This window comes from Pseudomonas akapageensis, assembly GCF_011355085.1.
Classification (GTDB): domain Bacteria; phylum Pseudomonadota; class Gammaproteobacteria; order Pseudomonadales; family Pseudomonadaceae; genus Aquipseudomonas; species Aquipseudomonas akapageensis.
The window spans coordinates 15,856-42,122 of the sequence record NZ_VXCP01000048.1; the positions used below are offsets into that span (position 1 = coordinate 15,856).

A 26,267-nucleotide genomic window follows, 5' to 3' on the forward strand; every position below is an offset into this window, starting at 1 on the left:
GAGCGTCTGCGGAGGCATTCCCACGCGGAGCGTGGGAACGAGATGCCTGCCGCTTCAATCGGCAATCGCACCATCGAGCGAAGCCTTGCCCGCCCCTTCGACCAGCACAGCGATGGCCCCACCCAACAACGCCAGGGCAAACTCATAACCGTTATTGCTCATGAACAGGCCGTTATTGATATGCACCGAGAAGATCGCCACCAGCATGAGAACCGCCAGCCCCAGCGCTGCCGGACGCACCAGCAGGCCGATGATCAGCGCCAGGCCGCCGAAGAACTCCATACCGCCGGATAACATCGCCATTAAGTGGCCCGGGGTCAGCCCGACGCTTTCCATGTACTGCGCAGTACCTGCCAGGCCATAGCCACCAAAAAGACCGAACAACTTCTGCGATCCGTGGGCAGCAAAAATAATACCGACGACAATGCGCAGAACGGTAATGCCAAGTCCGGCACGGGTCCCCAGTACAGAATTGATCATGTTCATGGTTTAGTCCTTCAGGCAGAAGCGAAATAGTGACCTTTCACAACATTCATATTGATAATGGCTAAATGCGCAAATTTTGCACCCTGACAGTTCTGATAGTTGACTATTTGCGCGAGACTACTTTCCCCACCTGCGGCTCCAGCGATTCTCGTTCACGATCGAACGCCAAATAGTATTTGTTCACGGCATTCACATAACTGACGACGCCCATGCCCACCTGTTCCATGGCAATGCGCTCCACCTGAAAGAACCACTGATCAGGATTGAGGCCGCGACGCCTCGCTTCGGCGCGCAAGCCCTGGACCCGCTCCGGGCCGATGTTGTAAGCCGCCAGGACAAAGGCCATGCGCTCGCGTTCGTTGAACTGGTTACTGGCGAAGAACTTGCGCCGAATCATCGACAGGTAGCGGGCGCCGGCCTGAACGTTGCCATCGACATTCTGGATATTGCTCACGCCCACCCGCTGCGCGGCGGACGGCGTGATCTGCAACAGCCCCATGGCGCCGCTGGCCCCCTTGGCACCAGGGTCCAGGCTCGACTCCTTGAAGGCCAGTGCGGCCAGGTTCAGCCAGTCCAGCCCCTGCTCGCCGGCGTGGCGCTGCAGCACCGGACGAATTTTCTCCAGGCGCTGGCGGTCGGCCCGGGCCAAGGGGTTGTGCACTTTGTAGAGACGACGATAAACCCGCTCGAACGCGGCATCCTGATCGGCAGGCGGCCGGTAGCCCGTGATGAAGCGGTCAATGCTGGCCAGCAGCATCGATGCATCACGACGTACATACCAATGCATGGGTTCAGGTGTACTGATCGGTACCTGGCGATCAATGCACAGGTCGGGCATGACCCGTGCCCAACGCTCGGCAATGGGCTGCTCGACCACGGTCAGGTGAAAGATGCCGGCCTGGACCATCTCCAGCACATCTTCGACAGCCAGGCTGGGATCGACCCATTCGACCTGGACCGGCGGCAATTTGCGCAGCGCCAGTTTCTGGTTGATTTCATGAATGACGTCGCCGGCGGCGCTGCCCGTGGGCAGGGCCAGGGAACGCCCGGCCAGCTGCTCGACCCGGCTCAGGCGGCGCTCGCCCTTGCGCCCGACCAGCAGCAAGGGGACATCGCTGACAATCGGGTCACTGGCGCTGACCGCATGGGAGGCTTGCAGATCGATCAATTCCCCCGGCGCCACAAGGTCGCCCTCGCCCCGCTGCAAGGCACCGAGCAATTGCTCCTTGGCCTTGGGGATGATTTTCAGATGCAGGGTCTGGCCATCGCGAGCGCGCCCGTTGAGGTACTGCTCGAACGCCCGCAACCGATGGTACTCGACACCGATGGGCTCGCCCTGGACCTCGCCGGAGCTGTTGCGGCTCTGGTTCACCAGCACCCGCAATACCCGACTGCCGCGGATTTCAGCCAGGTCGCGGACCGTGCCAGGCCTTACGGCTTCCTGCGGACCGGCCAGGCGCGCAGCCGCCGGCCACGACGCGAGCAGCCCCAGGCACAGCACGATCAGCAGCGAGGTTCGCGTCATCCGCTCTCCAGTAAAAGGGGGGCACGAGTATAGGCGCATTGACATGCGCGCCTGGTTTCTACGCCACAATTCACCGCAAAAGACAGCTACAACCTATTGAAGTTCTTGGTTTTATTTTTATTTCTTCAGCTCTGGTATGCTTTCCGGCCGCAGGCTGGAGGTAGCACCATGCAACTCATCGACATCGGCGTCAATCTCACCAACGCAAGTTTTGCCCAGCATCTGCCTGAAATCATCGAGCGCGCCGAGGCCGCCGGGGTCTGCCAGATGATGGTCACCGGCACCAGTGTGCAAGGCAGCGAACACGCCCTGGAGCTGTGCCAGCAGCACGACGAAACGGGCCTGCGCCTGTTCAGTACCGCCGGTATCCATCCACACTGCGCCAGCGACTGGAACGCCGATACGGCCCAGCGCCTGCGGGCATTGCTCAAGGAAGAACGCGTACGCGCGGTGGGCGAATGCGGGCTGGACTTCAATCGCGATTTTTCACCGCGCCCGCAGCAGGAGAAAGTGCTCGAAGAGCATCTGGCCCTGGCCGTCGACCTGCAGATGCCGGTATTCCTGCATGAGCGCGATGCCAGCCAGCGCCTGCTGGAAATCCTTGCCGACTTCCGCGACCGCCTGCCCGCGGCCGTGGTGCATTGTTTCACCGGCGAGCAGCGGGCGTTGTTCGGCTACCTGGACCTGGACCTGCACATCGGCATCACAGGCTGGATCTGCGACGAGCGACGCGGCACCCACCTGCATCCACTGGTGCGCAATATTCCACAGGGCCGGCTGCTGCTTGAAAGCGATGCGCCCTACCTGCTGCCGCGTACCTTGCGGCCCAAGCCAAAAAACGGCCGCAACGAACCGGCCTTCCTGCCCGAGGTGCTGCGTGAAGTGGCCCTGCACCGGGGTGAAAGCCCGGAACAACTGGCCGCGCACACCACCGCCTGCGCCCGGGCCTTTTTCAACCTGCCCGAGATTGCCTGACGCCGTACTGTCTATAGCTGTCATAGGGCCGCACGATTGGCCGGCGATCTGCCTGCGCACTATTCTTCAAGTAAGCCTGTGAGCACGACTCTGGAGAACCGCAGCATGAGCAAACGCTTGCCCAACCTCCCCGCCTGGCAGTGGCGGGGTTATTACGACAATCATCGCCACCCGACCAATCTGGTGCTGCACATGATTGCCGTGCCACTGTTCATCGTGGCGGTGCTGTTGATCCTCTCAGGCCTGTTTGGCTTTGACTTCAGCCAGCTGGCCGTGGGCATCATCGGCCTGATCGCAGCCCTCGGCCTGCAACGCCACGGGCATCGGCTCGAAACGCAACAACCCGAACCGTTCAGTGGCCGCAAGGACGCCTTGCAGCGCCTGCTGGTGGAGCAATTCATCACCTTTCCACGCTTTGTCCTGAGCGGTGCCTGGTGGCGCGCCTGGCGCGAACGCCACCGTCGGCACTAGTCATTCAGGCAAAGACGGTGACCGTCTGCCGGCTGATAGCCATCAACTCACCGTCGGCGCTCCACAGGGCCGCCGCAGCGTGGCCGTAGCCGTCGCGTGAATGCTCGATGGTCGCGCAATAGCGGCACCAGTCCAGGGTGCTGACCTTCGCGGTCGGCTGCACGAATTCAATGGTCCAGGTCAAAGTACTGCCGGCTGCCGGCTTGTTCAGGTACGGCAGGGTGGCCGGTGGCCAGGCATCGACCAGGGCCAGAATGTGCGCCTCGGTCACCGGCTCTTCGACCACATCACCGCGCAATCGCACCCAACCGCCCATGGTGCGCGACGGTGTATTGGTGAACGGCATTCCGCCCACACTCCAACGCATGGCCAGGTGGCGGATGAACTCGGGGGTTACGCCCTCGACATAGGGCAATTCCGGCGAGTCCTCCAGGCTTTTCAACGCCACCGCCGGCAAGGCCGGGATATCGATGACCGAACTGCGCGGCGCACCGAAGCTGCCCTGGATCAGCGTCACCACAGCGCCCTTCTGCACGGCCCGGCCCAGCAGCGAACTGACCGCTCCGCCCTGGCGCAACACCTCGACTTCTAAACTGATCGGCTCGTCGGGCTCGGCCGGGCCGACGAAGGTAATGGCCAGCGAGCGGACCACCCGCTCCGGCGCCACCCTGGCGCGCATGGCCTCATACAGCAGCGCGGCCATCAACCCACCGAAACAGGCGCGGCCCTGGGACCACTGACTTGGGATGGTCACCGCCTCCGGGTGGCGGCGTGCCGCGATCAGCAGCTCGGAAAAATTCATGCAGACCTCAGGTCGAAGAAACGAACCTGAATCCTACCCAATAAACAGCAGGCCCGCGCTGGGCTGACAGCGCCTATTTGCGACAATCTAGCGGGTCATTGTTTGCTGCAGATGGCCAACAGTTTATCCAGAACTTCATCGCTGACCTGCTCGGCCTGCTTCATGGCGGCCTGCCAGCCAGCGACACAGGGGGCCAGGTCGGCCTGCTGCTCGGCCTGCAACAGCCACTGAAAATGATCATGCCAGTCGCCCAGGGCACCCTGGGCCTCTTTCAGGCAGCGCGCGGTTTTGGCCGGCGATCGATCGAGTTGCGGGTAGGCTTCGTGCGCATAGCGCACACGCTTGATCAACAGACGCAGGCGATGGCGGTCATGGGCCGGATCGCGCAGGGCCTCGAGCAATTTGCGCCACTGCTTGACCAGGCGCTTGTCGACCCGACGGCGCAAGCCGCGCAACAGCTTTTGCCGCTGCGCCGCTCGCAGGAACTGCGGAAAGGCATCGACCACCGCGAGCAATCGACCCAGTTCGGCACTGGCGGCGACCGCGACGAAGACGCCCTCGAGTTCGGCGAGCCGCTTGGCCCCCGCCGCAGGAAAGTGCCAGGCGATCAGGTGCGCGGCCAGCACTTCCTTGTCGCGAAACGGCGTGGTCAGCTCCCCGACGGCCTTGGCCGCAGCCTCCACTTGATCGACCCCGGGCAGCCCGCGCAGGGGCCGCAACAGGCTGCGCAAGCGCCGCACGCTGGTACGCAGATCGTGCAAGGCTTCGCTGTCGGTCTGCGCCGCCAGGCGTGCCTGGCAGGACAACAACTTGATCTGCAACCCGACAATCTGCGCGACCACATGATCAATCATCGCCGCCATTGCTGTTCTCCTGGATCAGTACAGGAGTATTAGCGCCCGGCTCGCGATTCGCGAATATAAAAGCGGGCTTTTTCCGCCTTTTTCGAGCAGCCCTCGTAGGCTTCGAACTGCTGCTGGGTTTTCGCGCCGGTGAGCAGCGACAACGCCTTTGAATAGCTGACCGTCCCGGCAAAGCCTTCGGCCTTGGCGATATCGAGCTCTTTCCAGGCCGCATCGATCTGGTTTGCGCAACTGTCCCGATAGGCCGTCTTGCCCGCGCAACCGGACAGAACCAGGGCAAGCAACGGCAGACAGATCCAGGCTTTCATCAATAACACCTCTAAAATGATTATCAAACGTGCAGGCTAAGACGGCACACAAGCAAAAAAGTGCCCTGGCTCGCCGCTTTCAAGCGTAGCGCAGCAACGCCCGATAGCGAAGCGCCAGCAACCATGGGTGCCCGATCAGTGCCCCCCACCCTTCAAGCGTGGCGAGATAGTGCATACTCAAATGACAGCCATCAGGGACCCGATCATGAAGAAACGAGTCGCATTGGTGCTGGGCGCGGGTGGCGCCCGAGGCTACGCGCACATTGGGGTCATCGAGGAAATCGAGCGGCGCGGCTACGACATCGCCTGCATCGCCGGCTGCTCCATGGGCGCCGTGGTCGGTGGCATCTACGCCGCCGGCAAGCTCGACGACTACCGCAACTGGATCGAAAGCCTGGACTACCTGGATGTGCTGCGCCTGGTGGATGTCAGCTTTCGTCTGGGCGCCATCCGTGGCGAGAAGATCTTCGGGCAGATCCGCAAGATCGTCGGCGACATCAATATCGAAGACCTGCGCATCCCCTACACCGCCGTCTGTACGGACCTGACCAACCAGCAGGAAATCTGGTTCCAGGAAGGCTGCCTGCATCAGGCCATGCGGGCTTCGGCGGCCATTCCCAGTCTGTTCACCCCGGTCATGCAGGGCAACCGCATGCTGGTCGATGGCGGCATCCTCAACCCGTTGCCGATCGTGCCGGTGGTGTCCAGCCACTGCGACCTGATCATCGCCGTCAACCTCAACTCGACCAACCAGAAACACTACCAACTGCCGGTGATCGAGCGGCCGGCGGCGTTCAGGATGCGCTTCGACAACCTGATCAGTTCCCTGGGATCGCACCTGCCGTTCCGGCGCAAGCCGGCCGAAGAACTCATGCGCCTGGAACAGCAGACCCTTGCATCAACTTCGACGATAGACCCCAACCCCTGGCTCAGCGACACGGCCGACCCCGAGGCCCAGCAACCGGCAGCGGCCCCCGAGAACCCCGGCGCGCCGAAGTCCGCCACCGGTTCGTTCATCATCGACAACGTCGGCCCGGCCTCCTTGCTGGATTTGATCAACCAGAGTTTCGAGGTGATGCAGACGTCGCTGGCCCAGTACAAGATCGCCGGGTACCCGCCGGATATCCTGATCAACGTGCCCAAGCGGGTGTGCCGGTTTTTCGAGTTTTACAAGGCACCGGAGTTGATTGCGCTGGGGCGGGAGATTGCTCGGGATACGTTGGAGAATTATGAGAGTGAGCGGCGATAAAGGCGGGCATCCCTCGACAACTTCGGACACGCCGCAATTTCTGTAGCCGCTGCCGCAGGCTGCGCTCGCCTGCCTTGCAGGCGCAAGATCTCAAGACCGCCGGGGGGAGCCCCTGCGGGACTCCAGCGCAGCCTGGCGGCAGCGGCTACAGGGCTGTCATCTGCCTCCAGGATGGCGTCTGCTTCAGGCATCCCCCACCAACCGATACCCCACCCCAGGCTCCGTCACGATAAACCGCGGCGCCGTCGGATCATCCCCCAGCTTCTGCCGCACATGCCCCACCACAATACGCAGGTAGTGGCTGTCCTCGGCATGGGTCGGCCCCCAGATATCCTTGAGCAACTGCTGCTGGGTCACCACCCGCCCCGGATAACGCGCCAGCTGCGCCAGCACCGCGTATTCCTTGCGAGTCAGGGCCACTTCAACGCCGTCGAGCGTTACCCGGCGATAGGCCAGATCGATGCACAATGGCCCAAGGCTGATCAACGCCGGCTGGGTCTCCCCTTGCGGCGCCTGGCGCAACAAGGCGCGCACCCGGGCAAGGAATTCCTGGATGCCGAAGGGCTTGGTTACATAGTCATTGGCGCCGCCATCAAGGGCCTCGACTTTCTGGATTTCGCTGGCGCGCACCGACAGCACCAGCACCGGCACCCGGGACCATTCGCGAAACTCGCGCAGCACCTGTTGCCCGTCCATGTCCGGGAGGCCGAGGTCGAGCACCAGCAAGTCGGGCTGGGTCAATGCCGCCTGGCTCAGGCCCTCGCCGCCGGTGGCGGCCTCGACCACCTTGTAGCCCTGGGACACCAGGCTGATGCGCAGGAACTTGCGTATCTGCGGTTCGTCATCAATGACCAGGATGGTCGCGGTCTGGCTCATGCTTCACTCTCAAGATCCGGTTGCGCTTGCAGCGGCAAGAATAGAGTGATGCAGGTGCCCTGGCCATCGATACCCTCGCCCACGGCGATGCGCCCGCCGTGGGCGCCGATCATGCCCTGGCAGATCGCCAGGCCCAGGCCGGTGCCCTGCCCGCCGCGATCGCCGCGGGCGGCGGTGTAGAACATGTCGAAAATCTTCTCGCGCTCATCCGTGGGGATACCTGGCCCCTGATCGCTGACGGCGAAGAACAGTTCGCTGTCATTGACCCCGACCGCCAACTCCAGACGCCCATGGGCCGGCGAAAAGCGTGCGGCGTTTTCCAGCACGTTGATCAGCGCCTGTTCGATCAAGGCGGCGTGCACATGCAGCAAGGGCAGGTCCGCTGCGACGTCGGTGTGAACTTCGTAGGGCGACAACAGCACCCGCAGTCGGTTGAGGGCACTGCCGACGATGTCGGTCGGTGCCACCCAGTCGCGGCTGAGTTTGAGGGCACCGTGGCCCAGGCGGGTCATGTCCAGCAGATTCTGGATGTAACGATCCAGACGCTCGGCCTCATCGCGGGTGCCTTCGAGCAGCTCGCGCCGATCCTCGCGGCCGATGGCATCGCCCAGGGCCAGCAGGCTGTCGATGCTGCCGCGCATGGCCGTCAAAGGCGTGCGCAAGTCATGGGACACCGACGCCAGCAAGGCACTGCGCAACTGCTCGGTTTCGCCATGCAGGCGAGCCGCTTCCAGGTCTTCAGCCAAGCGGGCCCGGGCCAGGGCCTGGGCCAGGGGCTGACTGAGCGCGGTCAACAGGCGCCGACGCTGGGCCGTCAGTATCTGGCCCTCACGCGGTCGTACGCCCAATAGTGCCAAGGGTCCCTCTTCCAGCGACAGCGGCCACCACCACCAGCGACCCGTCGGCAGCGTACCGGTGCCGTGACCTGCGGCCTGATCATGCTGCCAGGCCCAGTCGGCGGCCGCCCGCTCGGCTTCGGAAAACTGCAGCGCCCCACCACTGGCGACCTTCCAGCCACCCTGACCATCACGGTCGAGCAGGCACAGCTGCAACTCCTGCCAGCCTTCCAGGTGCTGGCCCGCCGCGTTGAACACGGCCTGGCGATCGGTGGCGGCAGTAAGCTTGCGCGACAGGTCGAGCAGCTCGCTGGTTTCCTCCTGGGTGTCGCGCAGGGCCTGCAATTGCCGACGCTGTCGCGCGGCCAGGTTGCCGGTCAGCGCAGCCATCAGCAGGAAGAACAACAGGGTCAGCACATCCTCTTCGCGCTGGATGTGAAACGAGAAATTCGGCGGGATGAACAGAAAGTCGTACGCCAGGAACGACAGCGCTGCACAGGCCAGTGCCGGGCCGAGACTGCTGCGCACCGCCACCAGCAGCACCGCCGCCAGGAACACCAGCGAGATGTTCGGCAACGCCAGCACGCTGGCCACCGCCCAGGCCAGTGCACTGGCCAGCGCCGTGGCCAACACCGCCAGGGCGTAGTCGAACCAGACCCAGTGCCCGGCCACCGGCAAACGCGCAGGCGTCGGTGCATCGTCGCGGTCCAGCACGTTGATTTCCAGGCCATGGGCATGCCGCAACAAGCGCGCATCGACACCGGCACCGAACCAGCGCCGGCGCAGGCGATCACGGGACTGGCCGACCAGCACCAGGCTGGCCCGGCGCTCGGCGGCGTGCTGGATCAAGGTCCGCGCCACCTCGCCGGCGCGCAGCACCACCACCTCGCCGCCCAGGCGCTCGGCCAGTTGCTGGGCGCTTTGCAGGCGCAACCGCGCTTGTTCGTCGCGTATCGTGCCGTTGTCCACATGCACCAGGCTCCAGGGCAGGTGCCGGCGCTGGGCCACGCGACTGGCATGGCGCACCAACCGCTCGGCCTGGACATCGCCATCGACACCCACCAGCAAGCGCCCGCGCAAGGCCGGCGCCGACTGCCCCCGTTGCCGGTAGCCCTGGGCCAGGTCCGCATCGACCTGGGCCGCCGCCGTCTGCATGGCCAGCTCGCGCAAGGCGGTCAGGTTGGTCTGGGTGAAGAAGGCATCGATTGCCGCCCGCGCCTGTTCGGGCACATAGACCTTGCCCTCGCGCAGGCGCTCGAGCAGCTCGCGCGGCGGCAGGTCGATCAGCACCAGCTCGAAGGCTTCCTGCAGGACCCAGTCGGGCAAGGTCTCGCGCACCTGCACGCCGGTGATGCCGCGCACCTGATCGTTCAGGCTTTCCAGGTGCTGGACGTTGACCGTGGTGAAGACATCGATGCCAGCGGCGAGCAATTCCTGCACATCCTGCCAGCGCTTAGTGTGGCGGCCGCCCGGCGCATTGCTGTGGGCCAGCTCATCGACAAGGGCGAGTTGTGGTGCAGCCTTGAGCAGGCCATCGAGGTCCATCTCTTCGAGCATCACCCCACGGTATTCCGAGCGCAGCAGCGGCTGCTGGGGCAAGCCGCCGAGCAGCGCCTCGGTTTCCGCGCGGCCGTGGGTCTCGACCACCGCCGCCAGCACCTGCACGCCCTGACGCTGCTGGGCATGGGCGGCCTGAAGCATCGCGTAGGTCTTGCCCACCCCGGGCGCAGCCCCGAGAAACACCTTGAGTCGACCGCGGCCTTCGCGGGGCAGTTCGGCAAGCAGCGCATCGGCGCGGTCGGAATCACTCATGAAGGGTTCTCAAGCTCAAGGGGTAGTTGTCGAAAGCAGGTCGAGGGCGCTGTTCAACGCCAGCACGTTGACCACTGGCGGCCCGACCATGGGTTGCAGGGTGAACTGGTCGACCATTTGTTGCAAGGCAGCCACTGGCATGTGCCGCGCAGCCGCGACCCGTGCCACCTGGTAGTCGACGGCCGCAGGCGGCAGGTGCGGGTCCAGTCCGCTGCCGGAGGTGGTCAACAGGGCCAGCGGCACCGGCCCCTGCTCCGGCACATACTGCCTGGCGGCGTCTTCATTGACCCGCGCTGCCAACGCCGGATTGCTCGGGCCCAGGTTACTGGCACTGCTGGACACCGTGGCAAAGGCACCGGCCGATGGCCGTGGGTGGAACCAGCTGTCGCCAGTGAAATCCTGGGCGATCAGCAGGGATCCGCGCACCTTGCCTCCGGCGTCCTGCAACAGGCTGCCATTGGCCTGTTCAGGGAAGGCCACCTGGGCAACGCCGGTCACCACCAGCGGATAGGCCACGCCTGTGATCAGGGTCATCAACACGATCAGGCTCATGGCCGGGCGAAAGAAAGTAGACATGTTCAGCTCCTTGGAATCCGTTAAACCAGATGCACGGCATTAAGCAGCAGGTCAATCAGCTTGATGCCCACGAAAGGCACGACAATGCCGCCCACGCCATAGATCAGCAGGTTGCGTCGCAGCAGGTGCGCCGCGCTGGCCGCCTGGACCCGTACGCCGCGCAAGGCCAGCGGAATCAAGGCGACAATGATCAGGGCGTTGAAGACGATGGCCGATACGATCGCACTCTGCGGGCTGGCCAACTGCATGATGTTGAGCACGCCCAGCTGCGGATAGATCGCGGCAAACAGCGCCGGCAGAATGGCAAAGTACTTGGCCACGTCGTTGGCGATGGAGAAGGTCGTCAGCGCGCCCCGGGTGACCAGCAGTTCCTTGCCGATCTGCACCACGTCCAGCAGCTTGGTCGGGTCGCTGTCCAGGTCGACCATGTTCGCCGCCTCGCGCGCCGCCTGGGTGCCATCGTTCATGGCCATGCCCACGTCAGCCTGGGCCAGGGCCGGAGCGTCGTTGGCGCCGTCGCCGCACATGGCCACCAGGCGGCCGTCGTTCTGCTCCTGGCGAATGCGCGCCAGTTTTTTCTCGGGGGTGGCTTCGGCCAGCACATCGTCGACCCCGGCCTCGGCGGCGATGGCCGCAGCGGTCAACGGATTGTCACCGGTCACCATCACCGTGCGAATACCCAGCTTGCGCAACTCGACGAAGCGTTCGCGGATGCCCGGCTTGACCACGTCCTTGAGGTGAATCACGCCCAGCAGGCGCCCTTGAGTGCACACCAGCAAGGGTGTGCCGCCGCTCTGGGCAATCTTGTCGACTTCCCGCGAGAGGCTCGCCGGCATGTCCAGGCGCTGCTGGCCGACAAAGGCCAACACCGAATCGACCGCCCCTTTGCGGTACACACGGCCCTGGTAGTCGACACCGGACAGACGCGTCTCGGCGCTGAAGGCCACCGGGGTCATCAGCGCAGCATCAGGCTCATTGAAGTTGTGCAGCTGACGCAGGTATTCGACGATGGACTTGCCTTCGGCCGTGTCGTCGGCCAGTGACGCCAGCAACGCGCCTTCGGCCAGTTCCTTGCTGCTCACCCCGGGCGCTGCATGCACCGCCGCGCAGCGACGATTGCCGAAGGTGATGGTGCCGGTCTTGTCCAGCATCAGCACATGCACATCCCCCGCCGCTTCCACGGCCCGCCCGGACTTGGCGATCACGTTCAGGCGCACCAGGCGGTCCATGCCGGCGATGCCGATGGCCGACAGCAGGCCGCCGATGGTGGTGGGAATCAGGGTCACCAGCAACGCCACCAGAAACACCAGCGGCAGGCTGCCATTGGCGAAGTGGGCGAAGGGCTGCAGGGTCACCACCACCAGCAGGAAGATCAGGGTCAGGCCAATCAGCAGGATATCCAGCGCGATCTCGTTGGGGGTCTTCTGCCGTTTGGCGCCTTCGACCAGAGCGATCATCCGGTCCAGGGTCGACTCGCCCGGGTTGGCGGTGATTTTCACCAGCAGCCAGTCGGAGACCAGGCGGGTATTGCCGGTCACGGCCGAGCGGTCGCCACCGGACTCGCGGATCACCGGCGCCGATTCACCGGTGATCGCCGCCTCGTTGACCGCCGCGATGCCCTCGATCACCTCGCCGTCGCCGGGGATCATTTCACCGGCCACTACCCGCACCACATCGCCCTTGCGCAGGCTGCTGGCGGCCACCACTTCGAACTCACCCGAGGCCTTGCGGCGCATTGCATTGAGTCCCTGGCTGCCGGCCTTGAGGCTGTCGGCGCGGGCCTTGCCGCGCCCCTCCGCCAGGGCTTCGGCGAAGTTGGCGAACAGCACGGTGAACCACAGCCACAGGGCGATCTGCACCGCCACGCCGGTTGGCACGGCCGTATCGGGCAGCAGGCACAACAGGGTGGTGAGGATCGCGGTCAGTTCCACCACCAGCATGACCGGCGAGCGCTTCAGCTGACGCGGATCGAGCTTGACGAAGGCCTGCACCAGGGCGGGTCGCCACAGGGATGCAATCGACGTTGCAGGCTGTTCTTTCACGCCCGCCGCGCGTTTCTTGCCGGCGGGTTTTGCTACGGGAATCGGCATGTTCATGATTAGAAGCCCATACTCAAATGTTCAGCAATCGGCCCCAGGGCCAACGTCGGCAGGAAGGTCAGGCCACCCACCAGCAAGATGGTCACGGTGAGCAAGGTGACAAACAGCGGACCATGGGTCGGGAAGCTGTTCTGCCCCACCGGCGCGGTCTTCTTCATGGCCAGGCTACCGGCCAGTGCCAGCACCGGCAGGATGTAGCCGAAGCGGCCGATCAACATGCCCAGGCCCAGCATCAGGTTGTGGAACGGGGTGTTGGCACCGAAGCCGCCGAAGGCCGAACCGTTGTTGGCGCTGGCCGAGGTGTAGGCATAGAGCAACTGGCTGAAACCGTGGGCGCCGGGGTTGCTCACAGCGGCCACCGGACCCGGCAGGCTGGCGGCGATGGCGCCGAGCACCAGCACGCCCACAGGCATCACCAACAGGGTCACTACCAGCAACTGGACTTCCCGGGCCTGCAGTTTCTTGCCCAGGTATTCCGGCGTGCGACCAATCATCAGGCCGGCCAGGAACACCGCGATCAGCACGTTGAGCAACATGCCGTAGAGCCCGGCGCCGACCCCGCCGAAAATCACTTCGCCGACCATCATGTTCACCAGCGCGACCATGCCCGACAGCGGGTTGAGGCTGTCATGCATCCCGTTCACCGAACCATTGGAGGCAGCGGTGGTGGTCACCGACCAGAGCACCGTGGCGGTAGTGCCGAAGCGGCTTTCCTTGCCTTCGAGCGGCGCGGTCTGTTCGACCATGGGGTTGTTCAGGCTCGGGTTGGGTTGGTACTCGGCCCACAGCGACGTCGCGCCACCGATCAGGAACAGCGCCAGCATGCAGGCGACGATGGCCCGGCTCTGGCGCAGGTCCTTGACATAGTGACCGAAGGTGAACACCAGCGCCACCGGGATCAGGATGATCGAGGCAAGCTCGAACAGATTGCTCCAGGCCGTGGGGTTCTCGAACGGGTGCGCCGAGTTGACGCCGAAGAAACCGCCACCGTTGGTGCCCAGTTGCTTGATCGCGATCTGGCTGGCGGCCGGACCCAGCGGGATCACCTGATCGGCCCCCTGCAATGTCACGGCATGGGCATACTGGGCGAAAGTTTGCGGCACGCCCTGCCACACCAGAAACAGCGCCAGCAGCAGGCACAGGGGCAGCAAGCCATAGAGGGTGGCGCGGGTCATGTCGACCCAGAAATTGCCTAGTGTCGCGGCCGAACGCCTGGCGATGCCACGGCACAGGGCGACCAGGACGGCCAAGCCGGTAGCGGCACTGACGAAGTTCTGCACGGTCAGGCCGACCATCTGGCTCAGATAGCTGACCGACGCTTCACCGCTGTAGGCCTGCCAGTTGGTATTGGTGACGAAGCTCACGGCGGTGTTGAACGCCAGCGTCCACTCCTGTCCCGGCAATTGCGCCGGATTGAGCGGCAGATAGCCCTGCAACAGCAGCACCGCGAACAGCAGCACGAAGCCTGCAAGGTTGAACGCCAGCAACGCCAGTGCGTATTTCTGCCAGCTTTGCTCCTCTCGGGCATCGACCCCCGCCAGCCGGTAGCAGCCCCGCTCAACAGGGCCAAGCACCGGCGTCAGCCAGGTACGCTGGCCTTCCATCACTTTGTAATAGAACCGCCCCAGCCAGGGCGCAGGCAACAGCACCAGCGCGAAAAAGGCCAGGATCACGGCATAGTCATAACTGTGCATGACGCCCCCTAGCTGCGGTCGGCGCGCAGCAGCGCGATCAAGAGGTAGATGAACAGTCCTGCTGCCAGCAGCAGTGACACCCCGTCCAGAATGCTCATTGGAAATCTCCGTCGTACGGCACGTGCCGCTGACAGTTATTGTCGGCAAGGGGGGTGTAAAGGGACGAGACCGGGGGTGGGCCCGGGGTATAAAGAATTCGTAAAAAATTGGTTTTAGCTTTAGGGCCTCATCGCTGGCAAGCCAGCTCCCACAGGGTTCACTGCAGATCTCTGTGAGAGACTTTTTTGTGGGAGACCTCTGTGGGAGCTGCGGTGCGACGACTCGACTTGCCAGCGATAACCCACTCAAGGACACATACTGTCCCACTGATTCAAACACACACCAATCGCAGGTCCGGTACTTTCTACCCCTGAATCAACTGAGGACAAAGGAATGTCCAAACTACCCGCCTCACACCGACTTCGCTGCGGACGAGTATCGGAACCAGGTCGTATTTATCTGCTCACCACGAACGTAAATAACCATGAAACCATCTTTGACCATTGGCACTTGGGACGGCTTTGGTGAATGAGTTCAGGCGCGCCCAGGAAGAAGGCTCGATCGTGTCCCTGGCGTGGGTCGTAATGCCCAACCATTTCCATTGGATGGTGGAACTGCAGAGCGGCTCGCTGGCAACATTGATGCGCCGAACCAAATCCAGAAGCACGTGTGCGGTGAATCAGGCCTGTAATCGCGAAGGGCCGCTTTGGCAGCAGGGCTTTCACGACCGTGCAATACGTCGAGATGAAAACCTGAAAGCCGCAGCTCGATATCTGATAGCCAACCCGTTGCGAGCTGGATTGGTCGAGCACATCGGGGACTATCCGCTCTGGGATGCAATATGGCTTTGAGTCGGTGGTGAATTCATCGCTGGCAAGCCAGCTCCCACAGGGATCTCCACAGTACCTGTGGGAGCTGGCTTGCCAGCGATGAGGCCCGATGTCGTTACTTCTTCGGCCTTGGCGCCTGCGCCCCATCGGCCAACGCATCGATCAGCGCCTTGGCCGTTTCGATGGAATGCAGGGTCGACCAGAGCAGCCCGCTCACTCTCACGCCTTCCTGCTCACACGCCACCTGGACGATGTCCAATGCGCACTTGAGCGACAACGAGGCATGCACCAGGGCATCTTCGGCATGTATCCCGGCGCGCACGGCAAATAGCGGTGCATGGCCGGCATCGCAGCTGCCGAAAGGGGGGGTGACGGTTTTTTCAATGATGGTGGGGGGTGGATCTGGGACGATCTTGATCATGGTGTAGCTCCATTGAGGTGTGGAACTGCCACGTTTGCGACTAAACAAATGGGTGGCAGCTGTACGCAGGTTAGTCGACCGGGCCTCAATGACTCCCGGCACACCCGAAGGCGTCCCGCGCACAGCCGCCATTGCACGAAAATGCAGGCGAAAAAAAACGCCGACACTCGGAACGGGGGCGCTTATGCGCATTGAGGTTGCGGGCGACTAAACCCGGCCGCTGAATTGGCAGCGACGCGCAAAGGTTAACGTCGCTGCCGGGTGCATGCAAGCCGTGTCTCACCTCGCGTTACATTTGAGGCAAGCCGTGTTTACCACTGCTCGACAATGCCCTCGAATATTTCCCGGGTCAGGGTCCTCATCAAGGCCTGGGTGTCGGTTTCGAACTGCGCTCTCAATAGGTTGGCCTCGATCAGGTACGCGCCGTCGTGAAGCGTGGCTTCGGCCTCTTCCAACTGGTCGTCCAGCGTCTGGCGCAGTTGCGCGAAACGCGTCTGATAACGCTCGCGTAATCGTTCCTGCCAGAATGCAATCAAGGGCTCGTCGTCCGTGTTGACCGCAAACAGGGCATCAAGCCCTTCCTGCGTCCCCGCATTCAGGTTCAGCAAACGCAGGCGCAACTGGTCGAGCCATTGCGGCGTCATCAGTTCGATCGCGCCGGCGAGCGCCTGGTCGACATTGACCTCCTCCCCGACAGTGGGCGCCTGCAACAACGCAAGGGCAGGTTCGCGGGCGAGCTGCTTGAAGCACAGCTGGCCCAATATTTCGAAGGTTTCGGTATCAATGCCCTCGGCATCCTCGGTCAACACCTGCAGTTCCGTATCGATGCGCGCCACGCGAATGTAGTCGGTTGCCAGCGCCAGCAGTTGCTCGGTCGTTTGCCGAGGAGCGGCAAGCTGATTGGCGCGCTGGACCCGTCCCAGCAGCTCCAGATCGAATAGCTGCCTGGGGTTATAGGCCAGCGCCTGCTGCCGGAACGCTTCGTTGCTGTCCATCCACTCCAGCACCCCCCACAAACGTCGGCGGGACGTGGCGGGGACGATATCGAACAGAGGATTTTCGATGATGTAACGCACCTCCCTTATAAACCGCAGGTTGGAGGGAGTACGCAAGCGCTGCCAGATCGCCAGCTGCGCGGGGTTGGCGCCTTCGAGCAAAAAGCGGTAATCCACCTCGGCCACCAGCAGGTCGACCTGGTGATCGGCAAAATGCTGCGTGATCAGGTTCAGGCTGGCATCGTCCAGGGCGTTCCCTTCCAGATTAAGCGCCTCGGCGACGACAGTTGGCAGACGGACGACGTTGTTGGGCAGGGTTTCAATCCGGTTGTCGGCCAGGTCCACCAGGGTGGGCGCCTCGATTGCTTCGAGGCCTGCAGGCAAAGCAGTCAATCCGCTATCGGTCAATCGAACGACACTCAATCGGGTGAGTGGCGCCAGATCAGGCGGTGTATACAGCGGATTATGGCTCAGTTCGAGAGTGTCAAGGTTCGTGCAGTCGGCCAAGGCTGTCTGGGCGGCGGCGTCCCAGGCGATCTGATTGTGCGAGAGGTCGAGGGCCGTCAGCCGCTCGCTGTTCAATCCTGCCGGAAAGCTTTGCAGTCTGTTCTGACTGGCGCTGACGCGTTGCAGTGCCGGGAAGTTGCGCAAGAAGGCCAGCGGCAGCTCCGTCAAGCCATTGCCATCGAGCCACAGTACACTCACGTGGGTGAAATCGGCAGTCAGAAGCGGAAAGCTCAATAGATCGTGGGTGCGCAACGCTTGGCCACTGAGAAACAGCAGCGTCGTGGGCTCGCCGGTTTCGGTCAAATTCGTTGAAATCCGCTGCCAGGCCTCGATGATGCGCGTCCTGGCGTTCTCGCGGTAAATGCTCCCGGCCGCCCAGTTGGCCAGGTCGCTGTCAAGACGCGCCAGCTGGGCTTCCAGCCGGGTGATCTCCAGCCGCGGCGCCAGGCCCTGTTCGCCCCAGCGGATGAATTGCTCGAGTGTCTCCGTCGTCGACGCCTGGGGATAAAGCTCGCGGTAGCGCTGTTCCTCGGGTGACGCCAATGCCCCGGCAGGCGGATAGCCGCCAGCGCCTCGCTGGTGACTCTGGTTCCCGCCCCCGCCGCGAAGGCGCCCGCTTTCGTCCCAGCCGCTGACCCGATAAGACCATAGCCATCTGCCGGCCTCGTCGCGGGCGCCTGTGGCGACGCTCAACACGCGGGCCTTGAGGCTTTCGCTGTCGTGCACACCGAGCATGAGCGCATCGCGCTGGACATCGGGCAAGGCCTGCAGGATGGCCTTGTACAGGTCGTTGTCGCTGCTCGCTGGCGCCAGGCTGTGCAACTCTTCATGCCCGTCATAGGCGCGATAGCCTTTATTGCCTTTGACCAACACACGTTTGATCGGCGCAGATGGCGAACCCAGCCGCTCCAGCAGCGGCCCCCTCACTTGCCCGCCCCGCAGTTCCAGGCACACCTGGCTCGACCAACCGGGCAAGCGACCCAGGCACGCCAACAACAGACGGTCGCTGTGAGCCTGAGCCAGCGTGGGCCGGTAAAGGCCTTCGTAGGCACGTGCCAGTGGCAGCTCCGTCGACAGCTGGGTCGCAAGGCTCACCAGCCGTGACGGCATGAGGGTGCTGTTTACCCATTGCGTGCGCTCGAGCGTGGTCAACGTGCCGAGCAGGCGCCGTGCCAGGGGTTCGTTCAGCCGTGGGAAACGTTCGCGCAGCAGCACCGACAGTGGGTCCGGAACCGACGCAGGGCTGTGATAGACACTGTCGAAAATGGCGCTTCGACGCTCATCGCTGTAATCGGCCAGCCGGTCGCGCAGGGCCTGTACCCTGACCGCGCGCTGCGGTCCCACGCCGTCGCCCAGCAGCCGGGTGATCTGCATCTCGCTCAGCTGATCGATCAAGCGTTCCGCCAACTCGCCGCGCAGCACCTCGGCGCGGCTGACTTTAAGCGGCGCGCCCTCGCCGCCCGACGCGCTGCCGTATTCAACCCGCCCGCCCTGCAACTCGGGCCGGTGATACACCTGCAACACAGCGTCGGCCGGCCAACCAGGCAGCTCCACCACCAGCGCCAGCGGATAGGTCATGTGCTCGGGGATCGGCTCGCCACGACGGATCTGCTCGATCATGCGTTGCACCTGCCGGTCAATCTGCAGACGTTCGAGGGTGTCAGCCAGCAAGGGCGGCACCGGCTGACGTTCCACGTGCATGCGCCGCAGTGCATCTTCATGAATGCCGCTGATCTGCAGGGCGTGCGCAAGTTCTGCGTCGCTCAAGCCGTCGACGCTATGGCCGATACGCCGTAACAGCCGGGTCCGCGACCACTGCAATGGCCGCTCGTGGCCATGACGCCAGGCGCCCTCGCCATTGTGTTCCAGCACCGGTTGATAGGCCTGGGCATCGCTGGGGTGGCGCACGCGCCAGCGGTCGATGCGCGGATCGAATGCCTGCTCGTACAGGTCGCCTTCCAGGCGGACCCAGTGTTTGCCTTCGAACACGTACTGGCCCCGCGCATTGGGTTGCAGTGTGGCGGGCAGCTCAATGACCTGGCGGTACTCCCGAAGGTCGGGCTTCCACAAACGCGCCTGGCCATCGGGCAGCTCGACGCGCTCCAGCCCTTCGACAAAGGCCGAAGGCTTGAGCGCCGCCGCCACCTGGCTGCCGACGATGCCCAGGCCCGCCACAAAGGCGATGTTCAATGACAACGACTGCAAATAGCCGGCGGCCTCGGCCGTCTCATCCGCCTCCCAGGCTTCGATGCCATGGAACACATCGCTCATCAATTGCGCGCCCATGACCCCCATCATCACCTCGCCCAGCCCGGGCACGAAAAACGCGGCCACGTTCACGACGTTCAAACCTATCGAGAGGTAGTGCTCCACCTGCGCAAGCCAGGCCTGGTGATCCACGTCGGCAGTGGGCACCGCCAGCACGCGGGCATCGTCCCTGGCCTTGGCCACACTGCGCTCATGCAAGGCGCCAAACAGCTCGTTGGGGATGGGCCGCTCCACCAGCACATCAACCCCCTTGGGCAATTGGGACTCGAACACGTTGTAGTGGCGGTACACCCGCGCCTGCTCGCGCCTGGGCACGAACCCCAGGAAAAACTTGAGGTACTCAGGGCGATACAGCTGTTGCCGCAGGTAGACCGTTACACGGTGGCGCGAGGCGTATTCCTTGAGCGGGTGGTTGGGATCGCCCGGTATGTAAACGACACAAGGTTGCTCGCTGTCGCTGCCGTCGATCATCGGCCCGATCACCAGCACATCGCCAAGGGCAACGCCCAGCAATTGCAGACCACTGCAACGCACCGGCTGCCCATCGAGGGTGGCCGCACCCTGCCCTGCGATCAACGCCAGCAGCATGGTGTGGGCCGCGTCGCTGATGTGCCCCTGCAACCTGGCGATATGCGCCTGCTCCGCCAGCGCGTCCTGGTTGGCCTGGACCATGGCCGGGGCCACTGCGGGACGGGCGAAGACTTCGTTCAGATGCTGCTGATAGGCCTGGCCCAGGTCCAGTTCGCGGCACAGGCTGGCGAATTGCTGGGGAGTCACCGAGAGCCTTTCGCGGTAGCGGATATTGGTGCTCACTTCGCCGGTACTGGCGATGTTGGCCTGTATCGACACCGCGCCCAAGGGCGCCAGCGCGCAGTTGCGGGTAAACACTTCATTGCCCGTGAAGTTGCGCAGGGCCGCTTCCAGCAAGGTTTGCCGGGACAGCAGCTTTACCTGGCTGACATCACCGGTATAGGACGGCGCGGCGGAAAAATGCAACAGCTCGTGGCGGTTGACGTCCAGCTCCAGGCCGAAGCGGTTTTTCAGGCTCGCCTGGAGCAAGGGCGCCGCGAACTCGACGATCCCCTTGAAACCGCCGAGTGCGCGGGCGGCCGTGAGGCGCGAACGTTTGTTGCGCACCTGTGCGGCGAGCAGCGCACCATCGGCGCCTTCAGGCTGATTCGGGACCTGGCTGCGATACAAGGCCTTGATGGCTTCGGGATGGGCCTGGCCGAACCAGGCGGGCATTCTGCTGTGAATGAAAGCGCCATGAACACTTTCATCGGTGATCGTTGTTTGCTCAGTCATGATGGGTACCTGCTGTGATAAGACAGCCACAGCAAACTCCTTTGCCAGGACCCGCATGCGGTATATATCGCCATACCCGGCTGCTTCGGAAATTTCTCCAATCACTTGGGAAAAATAACGACACCGGGCAGAACGGTCCGATCAATCCCCTGGTCCGTTTTCCAGATAGTACCCACCGTGAACAGCGCATCGCACAGCCGCCGCTGGCAGCGCGTCGCTCACACCATTCAAGTATTTACGCGCCGGTGGGCGCACACACTATCTGGAGTTCACATGAAAAAGTTCGCACTCGGCAGCCTGTTCGCTGCCATGGCACTGGGCGGTGCCTCTGGGGCCATGGCTGAAGACGGTCAAATCGATTTCCGCGGCTCCATCACGGCCACCACCTGCGCCATCGAAATCGGCAACAACACCGGTGGCGTGGCAGGCGAGGTGTACATGGGCGATGTGCAGGCCAGTTCCCTGCCTTCTGCCGGTGCCGTGGCGGGCGGGGGCGCGTTCACCCTCAGGCCCGTCCCGGATGCCGGCTGCACCCCTGACGGCAAGCGCGCCACCGTGACCTTCCTGCCCATGACCGGTGCAGTCGGCCCCAGCGGCCAGTGGCTGGGCATCGAAGGCAGTACCGCACAGAACGTGGCGATCCAGTTCAAGGATGCCAACGGCCAGGAAGTGAAGATGTCCGAGCCATCGGCCGACTACGACTTCGCCAACCCGATCCGTTTCACCGTGAACTACATCGCCACAGGACCCGCCCAGCCAGGCTCGGCCAATGGCAAGGCGGCGTTCTCGGTCAACATTCGCTGACCCCTTCCCCCCCCGAGCTCACACCTTCGAGCTCACCCCCTTGAGCTCAGCGCCTGCCTGCAGAATCGGGCAGGCGCGCCTTTCACTGATGACCGAGGATGACCACCATGCGTCACCGTCACAGCCTTTTCACCCGTGCCTGCCTGGCCGCGCTGCTGGTGTTGGCCAGTGCGCCGAGCCAGGCGGGCATCACCCTGAGCAGCACCCGGGTGATCTTCGATGGCAACAAGCGCGATGCCTCCATTTCCGTCGGCAATGCCAGCAACCGGGCCTATGCGGTGCAGGCCTGGGTGAACACCGAGGCCGACGACAACAACATCGCCGCGCCCTTCATCGCCACACCGCCCTTGTTCCGCCTGGACCCCAGGAAGGAACAGATGGTGCGCATCGTGCGCACGGCCGGCGAACTGCCGAGCGATCGCGAGTCGGTGTTCTACTTCAATGCCCAGGAAATACCGGCCGCCAGCGAAGGCGACGAAAACACCTTGAAGGTCGCCGTACGCACGCGCCTGAAGCTGTTCTTTCGGCCCAAGGGTCTCGAAAGCTCGCTGCTCGAAGCCTTGCCCGCGCTGCGCTGGTCAGTGGTGCAGGTCGATGGCAAGCCCATGCTTGAAGTGCACAACCCGTCGGCGTTCCACGTGTCCTTCATCGACATCAAGGTGGCCGCAGGCAGCAAGGTCAATGACGTCGACGCGCAGTTGATGGTCGCCCCCTTCGCCTCCCGGCAGTACCGGCTCCCCACCGAGAACGACAAGCCCGAGGCCGTGACCTTCTCGGTGATCAATGACTACGGCGGCTACACCGAGCCCAGGCGCGTCGCCCTGAGTGCGGCGCGCTAAGCCACCTCTTTTTATCCTCTTCGGACGTTCAGTCGCCTGCGCACATGCAGCGGTCGGCCGAGTAGTGAGTGATGCCATGCACCAGCGAATAAAACGCACCCGCGAGCCCCGGGATCTGTTCCAGGCAGTGCCCTTGATCGTGGCCATTGCCGGCGCCCTGCACAGCCCGGCTGTACGGGCTGAATCGGTGGCCTTCGACGCCAGTTTCATGCAGCCGTTCGGCGGCGCCACGGCCGGCCCCAACCTGGACCTCAATGCCATTGCCCGCAGCAGCCAGGTGGCGCCCGGCACGTACCCTGTGGTGATCCGCCTGAACCAGAGTTTCTTCGACCGGCGCGATCTGCGTTTTGTCGACGACGGTGACGGCGGTGTCCAGGCCTGCCTGTCCCGTGCCTTGCTCGAAGACATGGGCGTCAAGCTCGAAGCCTTCGTCGCGCCCGGCCAACAGCTGGCCGACTGCATCGACCTTGAGGGGTTGATCGAAGGCACGGCGGTGAGCTTCGATGCCGCGCGCCTGGCCCTGGACATCAGCGTGCCGCAAATCGCCTTGCGCCGCGATGCCGTAGGTTACGTCTCGGCCCAGGAGTGGGACAGCGGCATCAATGCCGCCCTGCTCAACTACCAGTTCTCCGGCGCCCAGGGTCATAGCGACGCCCAGGGCAGCGACAACTCGTACAACCTGTACCTCAATGCCGGCCTGAACATCGCCGGCTGGCGCCTGCGTGCCAACTCGGCACTGACCCAGAGCGACGACGCCGGCCGTGAGTGGCAGCGCAGCACCACCTACGCCCAGCGCGACCTGCCCGGCACCCTCGGCACCCTGACCCTGGGCGAGAGCTTCACCCCGGGCGATGTGTTCGACAGCCTGCCGTTTCGGGGGGTGCAAGTGGCGTCGGACCTGGGCATGTTGCCCGACTCGATGCAGGGCTATGCCCCGGTGATTCGCGGCATCGCCGAAACCCAGGCCAAGGTCGAGGTCCGTCAGAGCGGCTATTCCCTGTACTCGACCTTCGTGCCGCCAGGCCCGTTCGAGATCGACGATTTGAACGCCGCCACCGGCAGCGGCGAACTGGAAGTGATCATCACCGAAGCCGATGGCCGCGAGCGGCGCTTCACCCAGCCCTACGCGACCCTGGGCAATATGCTGCGCGAGGGGATCTGGCGCTACAGCCTCACCGCCGGCGAGTACAACGCGGCCATGGAAGGCGACCGGCCGAAGTTCGGCCAGGGCTCCCTGGCCTACGGCCTGCCCTATGATTTCACCCTGTATGGCGGCCTGCTCGGCAGCGACTTTTATCGGGCCACCCAAGTCGGCGTGGGCAAAAGCCTGGGCCCCATCGGCGCGGTCTCCCTGGACTTCACCCAGGCGGCCACCGACACCCTGCAAGGGCAGACCAACACCGGCCAGAGTTATGGCCTGCGTTATGGCAAGGCCTTCGCCACCGGCACCTCGGTGCGCTTTGCCGGCTACCGTTACTCCACCGAAGGCTATCGCGACTTTGGCGAGGCGGTGTGGCAGCAACAACCCAACACGGCGCGCACCGTGACCAAACGCAGCCGTCTGGAAGCGAGCGTGGCGCAACCCATGGACTATGGTTCGTTCTACCTGAACCTGAGCCAGCAGACCTACTGGGGCGACTCGCGCCAGGACCGCCAGCTGCAACTGGGCGTTACCACCCAATACCGAGGCCTGAGTCTCGGTCTTTACGCCAGCAAGACCCTGACCGATTCCTTCGGCGAAACCAACCAGGTTGCCTTCACCGTGTCGATGCCCCTGGGTCGTGGCTCGACCGCCACCTATGGCCTGACCCGCAATGACAACGGCTCCCTGGACCATCGCGCCGGGCTCAACGGCTGGGCCGGTCACGACAGCAACCTGAGCTACAACCTCAACGCCAGTCACGCCGATACGGGCGGCAATTCCGGCTCCGCGTCGCTGGGCTACCGGGCGCCCTTTGCCCAACTGGGTGCCGGCGTCAGCGCCGGCGATGGTTACCAGCGCGCCAGCCTCAATGCCTCGGGCTCGTTGCTGGGCCACGCGGGAGGCCTGGAGTTCGGCCACACCCTGGGCGAGACCCTGGCCCTGGTCGAGGTGCCGGACACGGCGAATGTCGGCATCCAGAATGCCCCCGGCAGCCTGACCAACGAACGCGGCTACGCGCTGGTGCCGTACCTCACGCCTTATCGCAAGAACCGGGTGAGCCTGACCACCCACGACATGGACCCCAACGTGGACATCGAAAACGGCGTGACCCACCTGGTCCCGCGCCGAGGCGCCGTGGTCAAGGCCTCTTTCCAGGCTGTGCGGTCGACCAAGGTCGTGGTCAATCTGCGCCTGGCCGACGGCAGCCTGCCGCCCTTCGGCGCGCAGGTACTGGACGACAGCGGTGACGCTGTCGGCATGGTCGGCCCGGGTGGGCAGGTGCTGATGTCCATTGCCGAAGACGCCCAGCGCTTTACCGTCAAGTGGGGCGACAGGAAAACGGAGCGATGCCAGGTGCAGATTGATCTTGAACAGGAGCCAGTCGATGACGGCTACCTGACCCTGGACCGGACCTGTCGGCTACCCGCCGAAACATCCAAGGAGCAAGCGCAATGAAAATTCACGGTTTATTGACCGGTTGTCTGCTGGCTGGCGCCAATGGGGCAATGGCCCTTGTACCCACCACCAACGTTCATGACTTCGGCGAGGTATTCATCCCCAGGGATGCTCCGATCGGCTCGCAGATCGCCCAGAAAACCACCGGCGATGGCCAGTCCAGTGACATGACCGACATGGGCAAGCCGCTGGAGCACCACTTGTTGATCGGGCCGCGTCTGCCCAGCATCGTTGCAGCCTCGGCAGACAGTCGATCGCAAAGCCGGGGTGAGCATCTTTACGACTCGGGCATTCCTGGCATTGGTATTGCGGTCAGGCACGGCGGCTATTTGATCTGCAAACCCAACTTTACCCAGATCATCCCGAATGAACGGTTCTATCCATTCTCGGGAGTCGTCTGCCAACTGTCCGACGCCCAGTCCCGCTACAACAATCTACAAGCAGTGTATCTGGTCAAAACCGGCGAGATCGCGACTGGCACCCATACCATCAACAAGGACTTGTATCGCATCACGTTCGACGGCGCGCCCTTTGTCAGCGGCTCGCTCAGTGCCCGGGTGACAGTGGCAGGCTGCAACATGCCCGCGGCGGCACCCACGCAAGTCAACGTCGACCTGGGAGCGCATCATCAAAGCGTGCTCAGCCTCGGCGGCGCAGGCGTCACGCCCTACGTTGACTTTGAAATCCCGCTCTACAACTGCACAGCGGGCACCTACCCGCCAAACATGAACTGGAACTACTTCTCCGGCAACTACGCCAACATCAAGCTGGACCCGGCCAATGGCTCGACCATCTACGATGCGGCCCGGGGCATCTTGAACCTGAGGCCCGACTCGACGGCCGGAAACGTCGGCGTGCAGATTCTGAAGAACTCCACCTGGACGACACCCATGCCCCTGGGTGAAGAGGTTCGCCTCAATCACGTGCAAGACGGTACCACCTTCGTGCCGCTACGGGCGCGCTACATCAGGTTGAACCCGACAGTGGTCAACCCCGGGACGGCCAATGCGACGGCGAACTTCACCGTGAACTACAAATAGTGAAGATTGCCTGATCAGGCCCTATCACTGGCAAGCCAGCTTGTATGG

At 63.6% G+C, this 26,267-nt stretch carries 20 protein-coding genes and 1 pseudogene; 8 read left to right on the top strand and 13 right to left on the bottom strand.

The features are described from left to right. Positions 1-54 precede the first annotated feature (54 nt). Together F2S13_RS25465 and F2S13_RS25470 are read right to left on the bottom strand one after the other, a co-directional pair. On the bottom strand, positions 55-486 hold the full coding sequence (locus F2S13_RS25465; protein ID WP_166366119.1) for a DoxX family protein: 432 nt from the start codon (positions 484-486) through the stop codon (positions 55-57). A gap of 103 nt (positions 487-589) precedes the next feature. Beyond that, positions 590-2,011 carry an MltF family protein gene (locus F2S13_RS25470; RefSeq protein WP_166366121.1) on the bottom strand — a complete coding sequence of 474 codons (1,422 nt, stop codon included), beginning with the start codon at positions 2,009-2,011 and terminating at the stop codon, positions 590-592. A 168-nt stretch (positions 2,012-2,179) separates the two neighbouring features. Between F2S13_RS25470 and F2S13_RS25475 the strand changes: the two genes are divergently transcribed. Then, positions 2,180-2,986 (top strand): TatD family hydrolase, encoded by an 807-nt coding sequence (locus tag F2S13_RS25475; RefSeq protein WP_166366123.1) that lies wholly within the window; start codon positions 2,180-2,182, stop codon positions 2,984-2,986. A gap of 105 nt (positions 2,987-3,091) precedes the next feature. Then, positions 3,092-3,457 carry an Mpo1-like protein gene (locus F2S13_RS25480; RefSeq protein ID WP_166366125.1) on the top strand — a complete coding sequence of 122 codons (366 nt, stop codon included), beginning with the start codon at positions 3,092-3,094 and terminating at the stop codon, positions 3,455-3,457. Positions 3,458-3,461: 4 nt separating this feature from the next. Here the strand turns inward: F2S13_RS25480 and F2S13_RS25485 are convergent, their stop codons facing one another. The 3 genes from F2S13_RS25485 to F2S13_RS25495 form a co-directional block, all read right to left on the bottom strand. Continuing rightward, positions 3,462-4,259, bottom strand: coding sequence for an acyl-CoA thioesterase (locus tag F2S13_RS25485; RefSeq protein ID WP_166366127.1), 798 nt, complete (start codon positions 4,257-4,259; stop codon positions 3,462-3,464). A 95-nt stretch (positions 4,260-4,354) separates the two neighbouring features. Beyond that, positions 4,355-5,122 (bottom strand): CHAD domain-containing protein, encoded by a 768-nt coding sequence (locus tag F2S13_RS25490; protein ID WP_166366129.1) that lies wholly within the window; start codon positions 5,120-5,122, stop codon positions 4,355-4,357. Positions 5,123-5,151: 29 nt separating this feature from the next. Then, positions 5,152-5,430 (bottom strand): hypothetical protein, encoded by a 279-nt coding sequence (locus F2S13_RS25495; RefSeq protein ID WP_166366131.1) that lies wholly within the window; start codon positions 5,428-5,430, stop codon positions 5,152-5,154. A gap of 205 nt (positions 5,431-5,635) precedes the next feature. Here F2S13_RS25495 and F2S13_RS25500 point away from each other — a divergent pair, with 205 nt between their 5' ends. Then, the gene (locus F2S13_RS25500; RefSeq protein ID WP_166366133.1) at positions 5,636-6,679 is read left to right on the top strand and encodes a patatin-like phospholipase family protein; all 1,044 of its coding nucleotides are present in this window, start codon (positions 5,636-5,638) and stop codon (positions 6,677-6,679) included. 183 nt (positions 6,680-6,862) lie between these two features. Here F2S13_RS25500 and F2S13_RS25505 read toward each other — a convergent pair whose 3' ends face one another. Genes F2S13_RS25505 through kdpF form a run of 6 tightly spaced genes read right to left on the bottom strand, consistent with a single transcriptional unit; the run spans position 6,863 to position 14,670 of the window. Further along, complete coding sequence (locus F2S13_RS25505; RefSeq protein WP_166366135.1) at positions 6,863-7,555, bottom strand: response regulator; 693 nt, start codon at positions 7,553-7,555, stop codon at positions 6,863-6,865. After that, positions 7,552-10,203: a sensor histidine kinase gene (locus F2S13_RS25510; RefSeq protein WP_166366137.1), complete on the bottom strand. Its 2,652-nt coding sequence runs from the start codon at positions 10,201-10,203 to the stop codon at positions 7,552-7,554. Before F2S13_RS25510 ends, F2S13_RS25505 begins: the two co-directional genes overlap by 4 nt. Before the next feature lie 15 nt (positions 10,204-10,218). Next, the gene (kdpC, locus tag F2S13_RS25515; protein ID WP_166366139.1) at positions 10,219-10,779 is read right to left on the bottom strand and encodes a potassium-transporting ATPase subunit KdpC; all 561 of its coding nucleotides are present in this window, start codon (positions 10,777-10,779) and stop codon (positions 10,219-10,221) included. A gap of 20 nt (positions 10,780-10,799) precedes the next feature. Further along, on the bottom strand, positions 10,800-12,875 hold the full coding sequence (gene kdpB, locus F2S13_RS25520; protein WP_166366141.1) for a potassium-transporting ATPase subunit KdpB: 2,076 nt from the start codon (positions 12,873-12,875) through the stop codon (positions 10,800-10,802). A gap of 2 nt (positions 12,876-12,877) precedes the next feature. Next, positions 12,878-14,572, bottom strand: coding sequence for a potassium-transporting ATPase subunit KdpA (kdpA, locus tag F2S13_RS25525; RefSeq protein WP_166366143.1), 1,695 nt, complete (start codon positions 14,570-14,572; stop codon positions 12,878-12,880). An 8-nt stretch (positions 14,573-14,580) separates the two neighbouring features. Then, complete coding sequence (kdpF, locus tag F2S13_RS25530) at positions 14,581-14,670, bottom strand: K(+)-transporting ATPase subunit F (RefSeq protein ID WP_166366145.1); 90 nt, start codon at positions 14,668-14,670, stop codon at positions 14,581-14,583. Between the two features lie 334 nt (positions 14,671-15,004). On the opposite strand from kdpF, the pseudogene F2S13_RS25535 reads away from it, so the two are divergent. Then, positions 15,005-15,462, top strand: a pseudogene (locus F2S13_RS25535) (REP-associated tyrosine transposase). A 94-nt stretch (positions 15,463-15,556) separates the two neighbouring features. Here F2S13_RS25535 and F2S13_RS25540 read toward each other — a convergent pair. Then, positions 15,557-15,862, bottom strand: coding sequence for a DUF3077 domain-containing protein (locus F2S13_RS25540; protein ID WP_166366147.1), 306 nt, complete (start codon positions 15,860-15,862; stop codon positions 15,557-15,559). Positions 15,863-16,173: 311 nt separating this feature from the next. Then, a complete protein-coding gene (locus tag F2S13_RS25545) occupies positions 16,174-20,937 on the bottom strand; it encodes a leucine-rich repeat domain-containing protein (protein ID WP_166366149.1) in 4,764 nt (1,587 codons plus the stop codon). Positions 20,938-21,210: 273 nt separating this feature from the next. Here F2S13_RS25545 and F2S13_RS25550 point away from each other — a divergent pair, with 273 nt between their 5' ends. The 4 genes from F2S13_RS25550 to F2S13_RS25565 all read left to right on the top strand — a co-directional run bounded on the left by F2S13_RS25550 (position 21,211) and on the right by F2S13_RS25565 (position 26,219). Further along, a complete protein-coding gene (locus tag F2S13_RS25550; protein ID WP_166366151.1) occupies positions 21,211-21,741 on the top strand; it encodes a fimbrial protein in 531 nt (176 codons plus the stop codon). A 107-nt stretch (positions 21,742-21,848) separates the two neighbouring features. After that, on the top strand, positions 21,849-22,580 hold the full coding sequence (locus tag F2S13_RS25555) for a fimbrial biogenesis chaperone (RefSeq protein ID WP_166366153.1): 732 nt from the start codon (positions 21,849-21,851) through the stop codon (positions 22,578-22,580). Between the two features lie 76 nt (positions 22,581-22,656). Then, positions 22,657-25,179 (top strand): fimbria/pilus outer membrane usher protein, encoded by a 2,523-nt coding sequence (locus tag F2S13_RS25560; RefSeq protein WP_166366155.1) that lies wholly within the window; start codon positions 22,657-22,659, stop codon positions 25,177-25,179. Further along, positions 25,176-26,219: a fimbrial protein gene (locus F2S13_RS25565; RefSeq protein WP_166366157.1), complete on the top strand. Its 1,044-nt coding sequence runs from the start codon at positions 25,176-25,178 to the stop codon at positions 26,217-26,219. Before F2S13_RS25560 ends, F2S13_RS25565 begins: the two co-directional genes overlap by 4 nt. Positions 26,220-26,267: the final 48 nt, after the last annotated feature.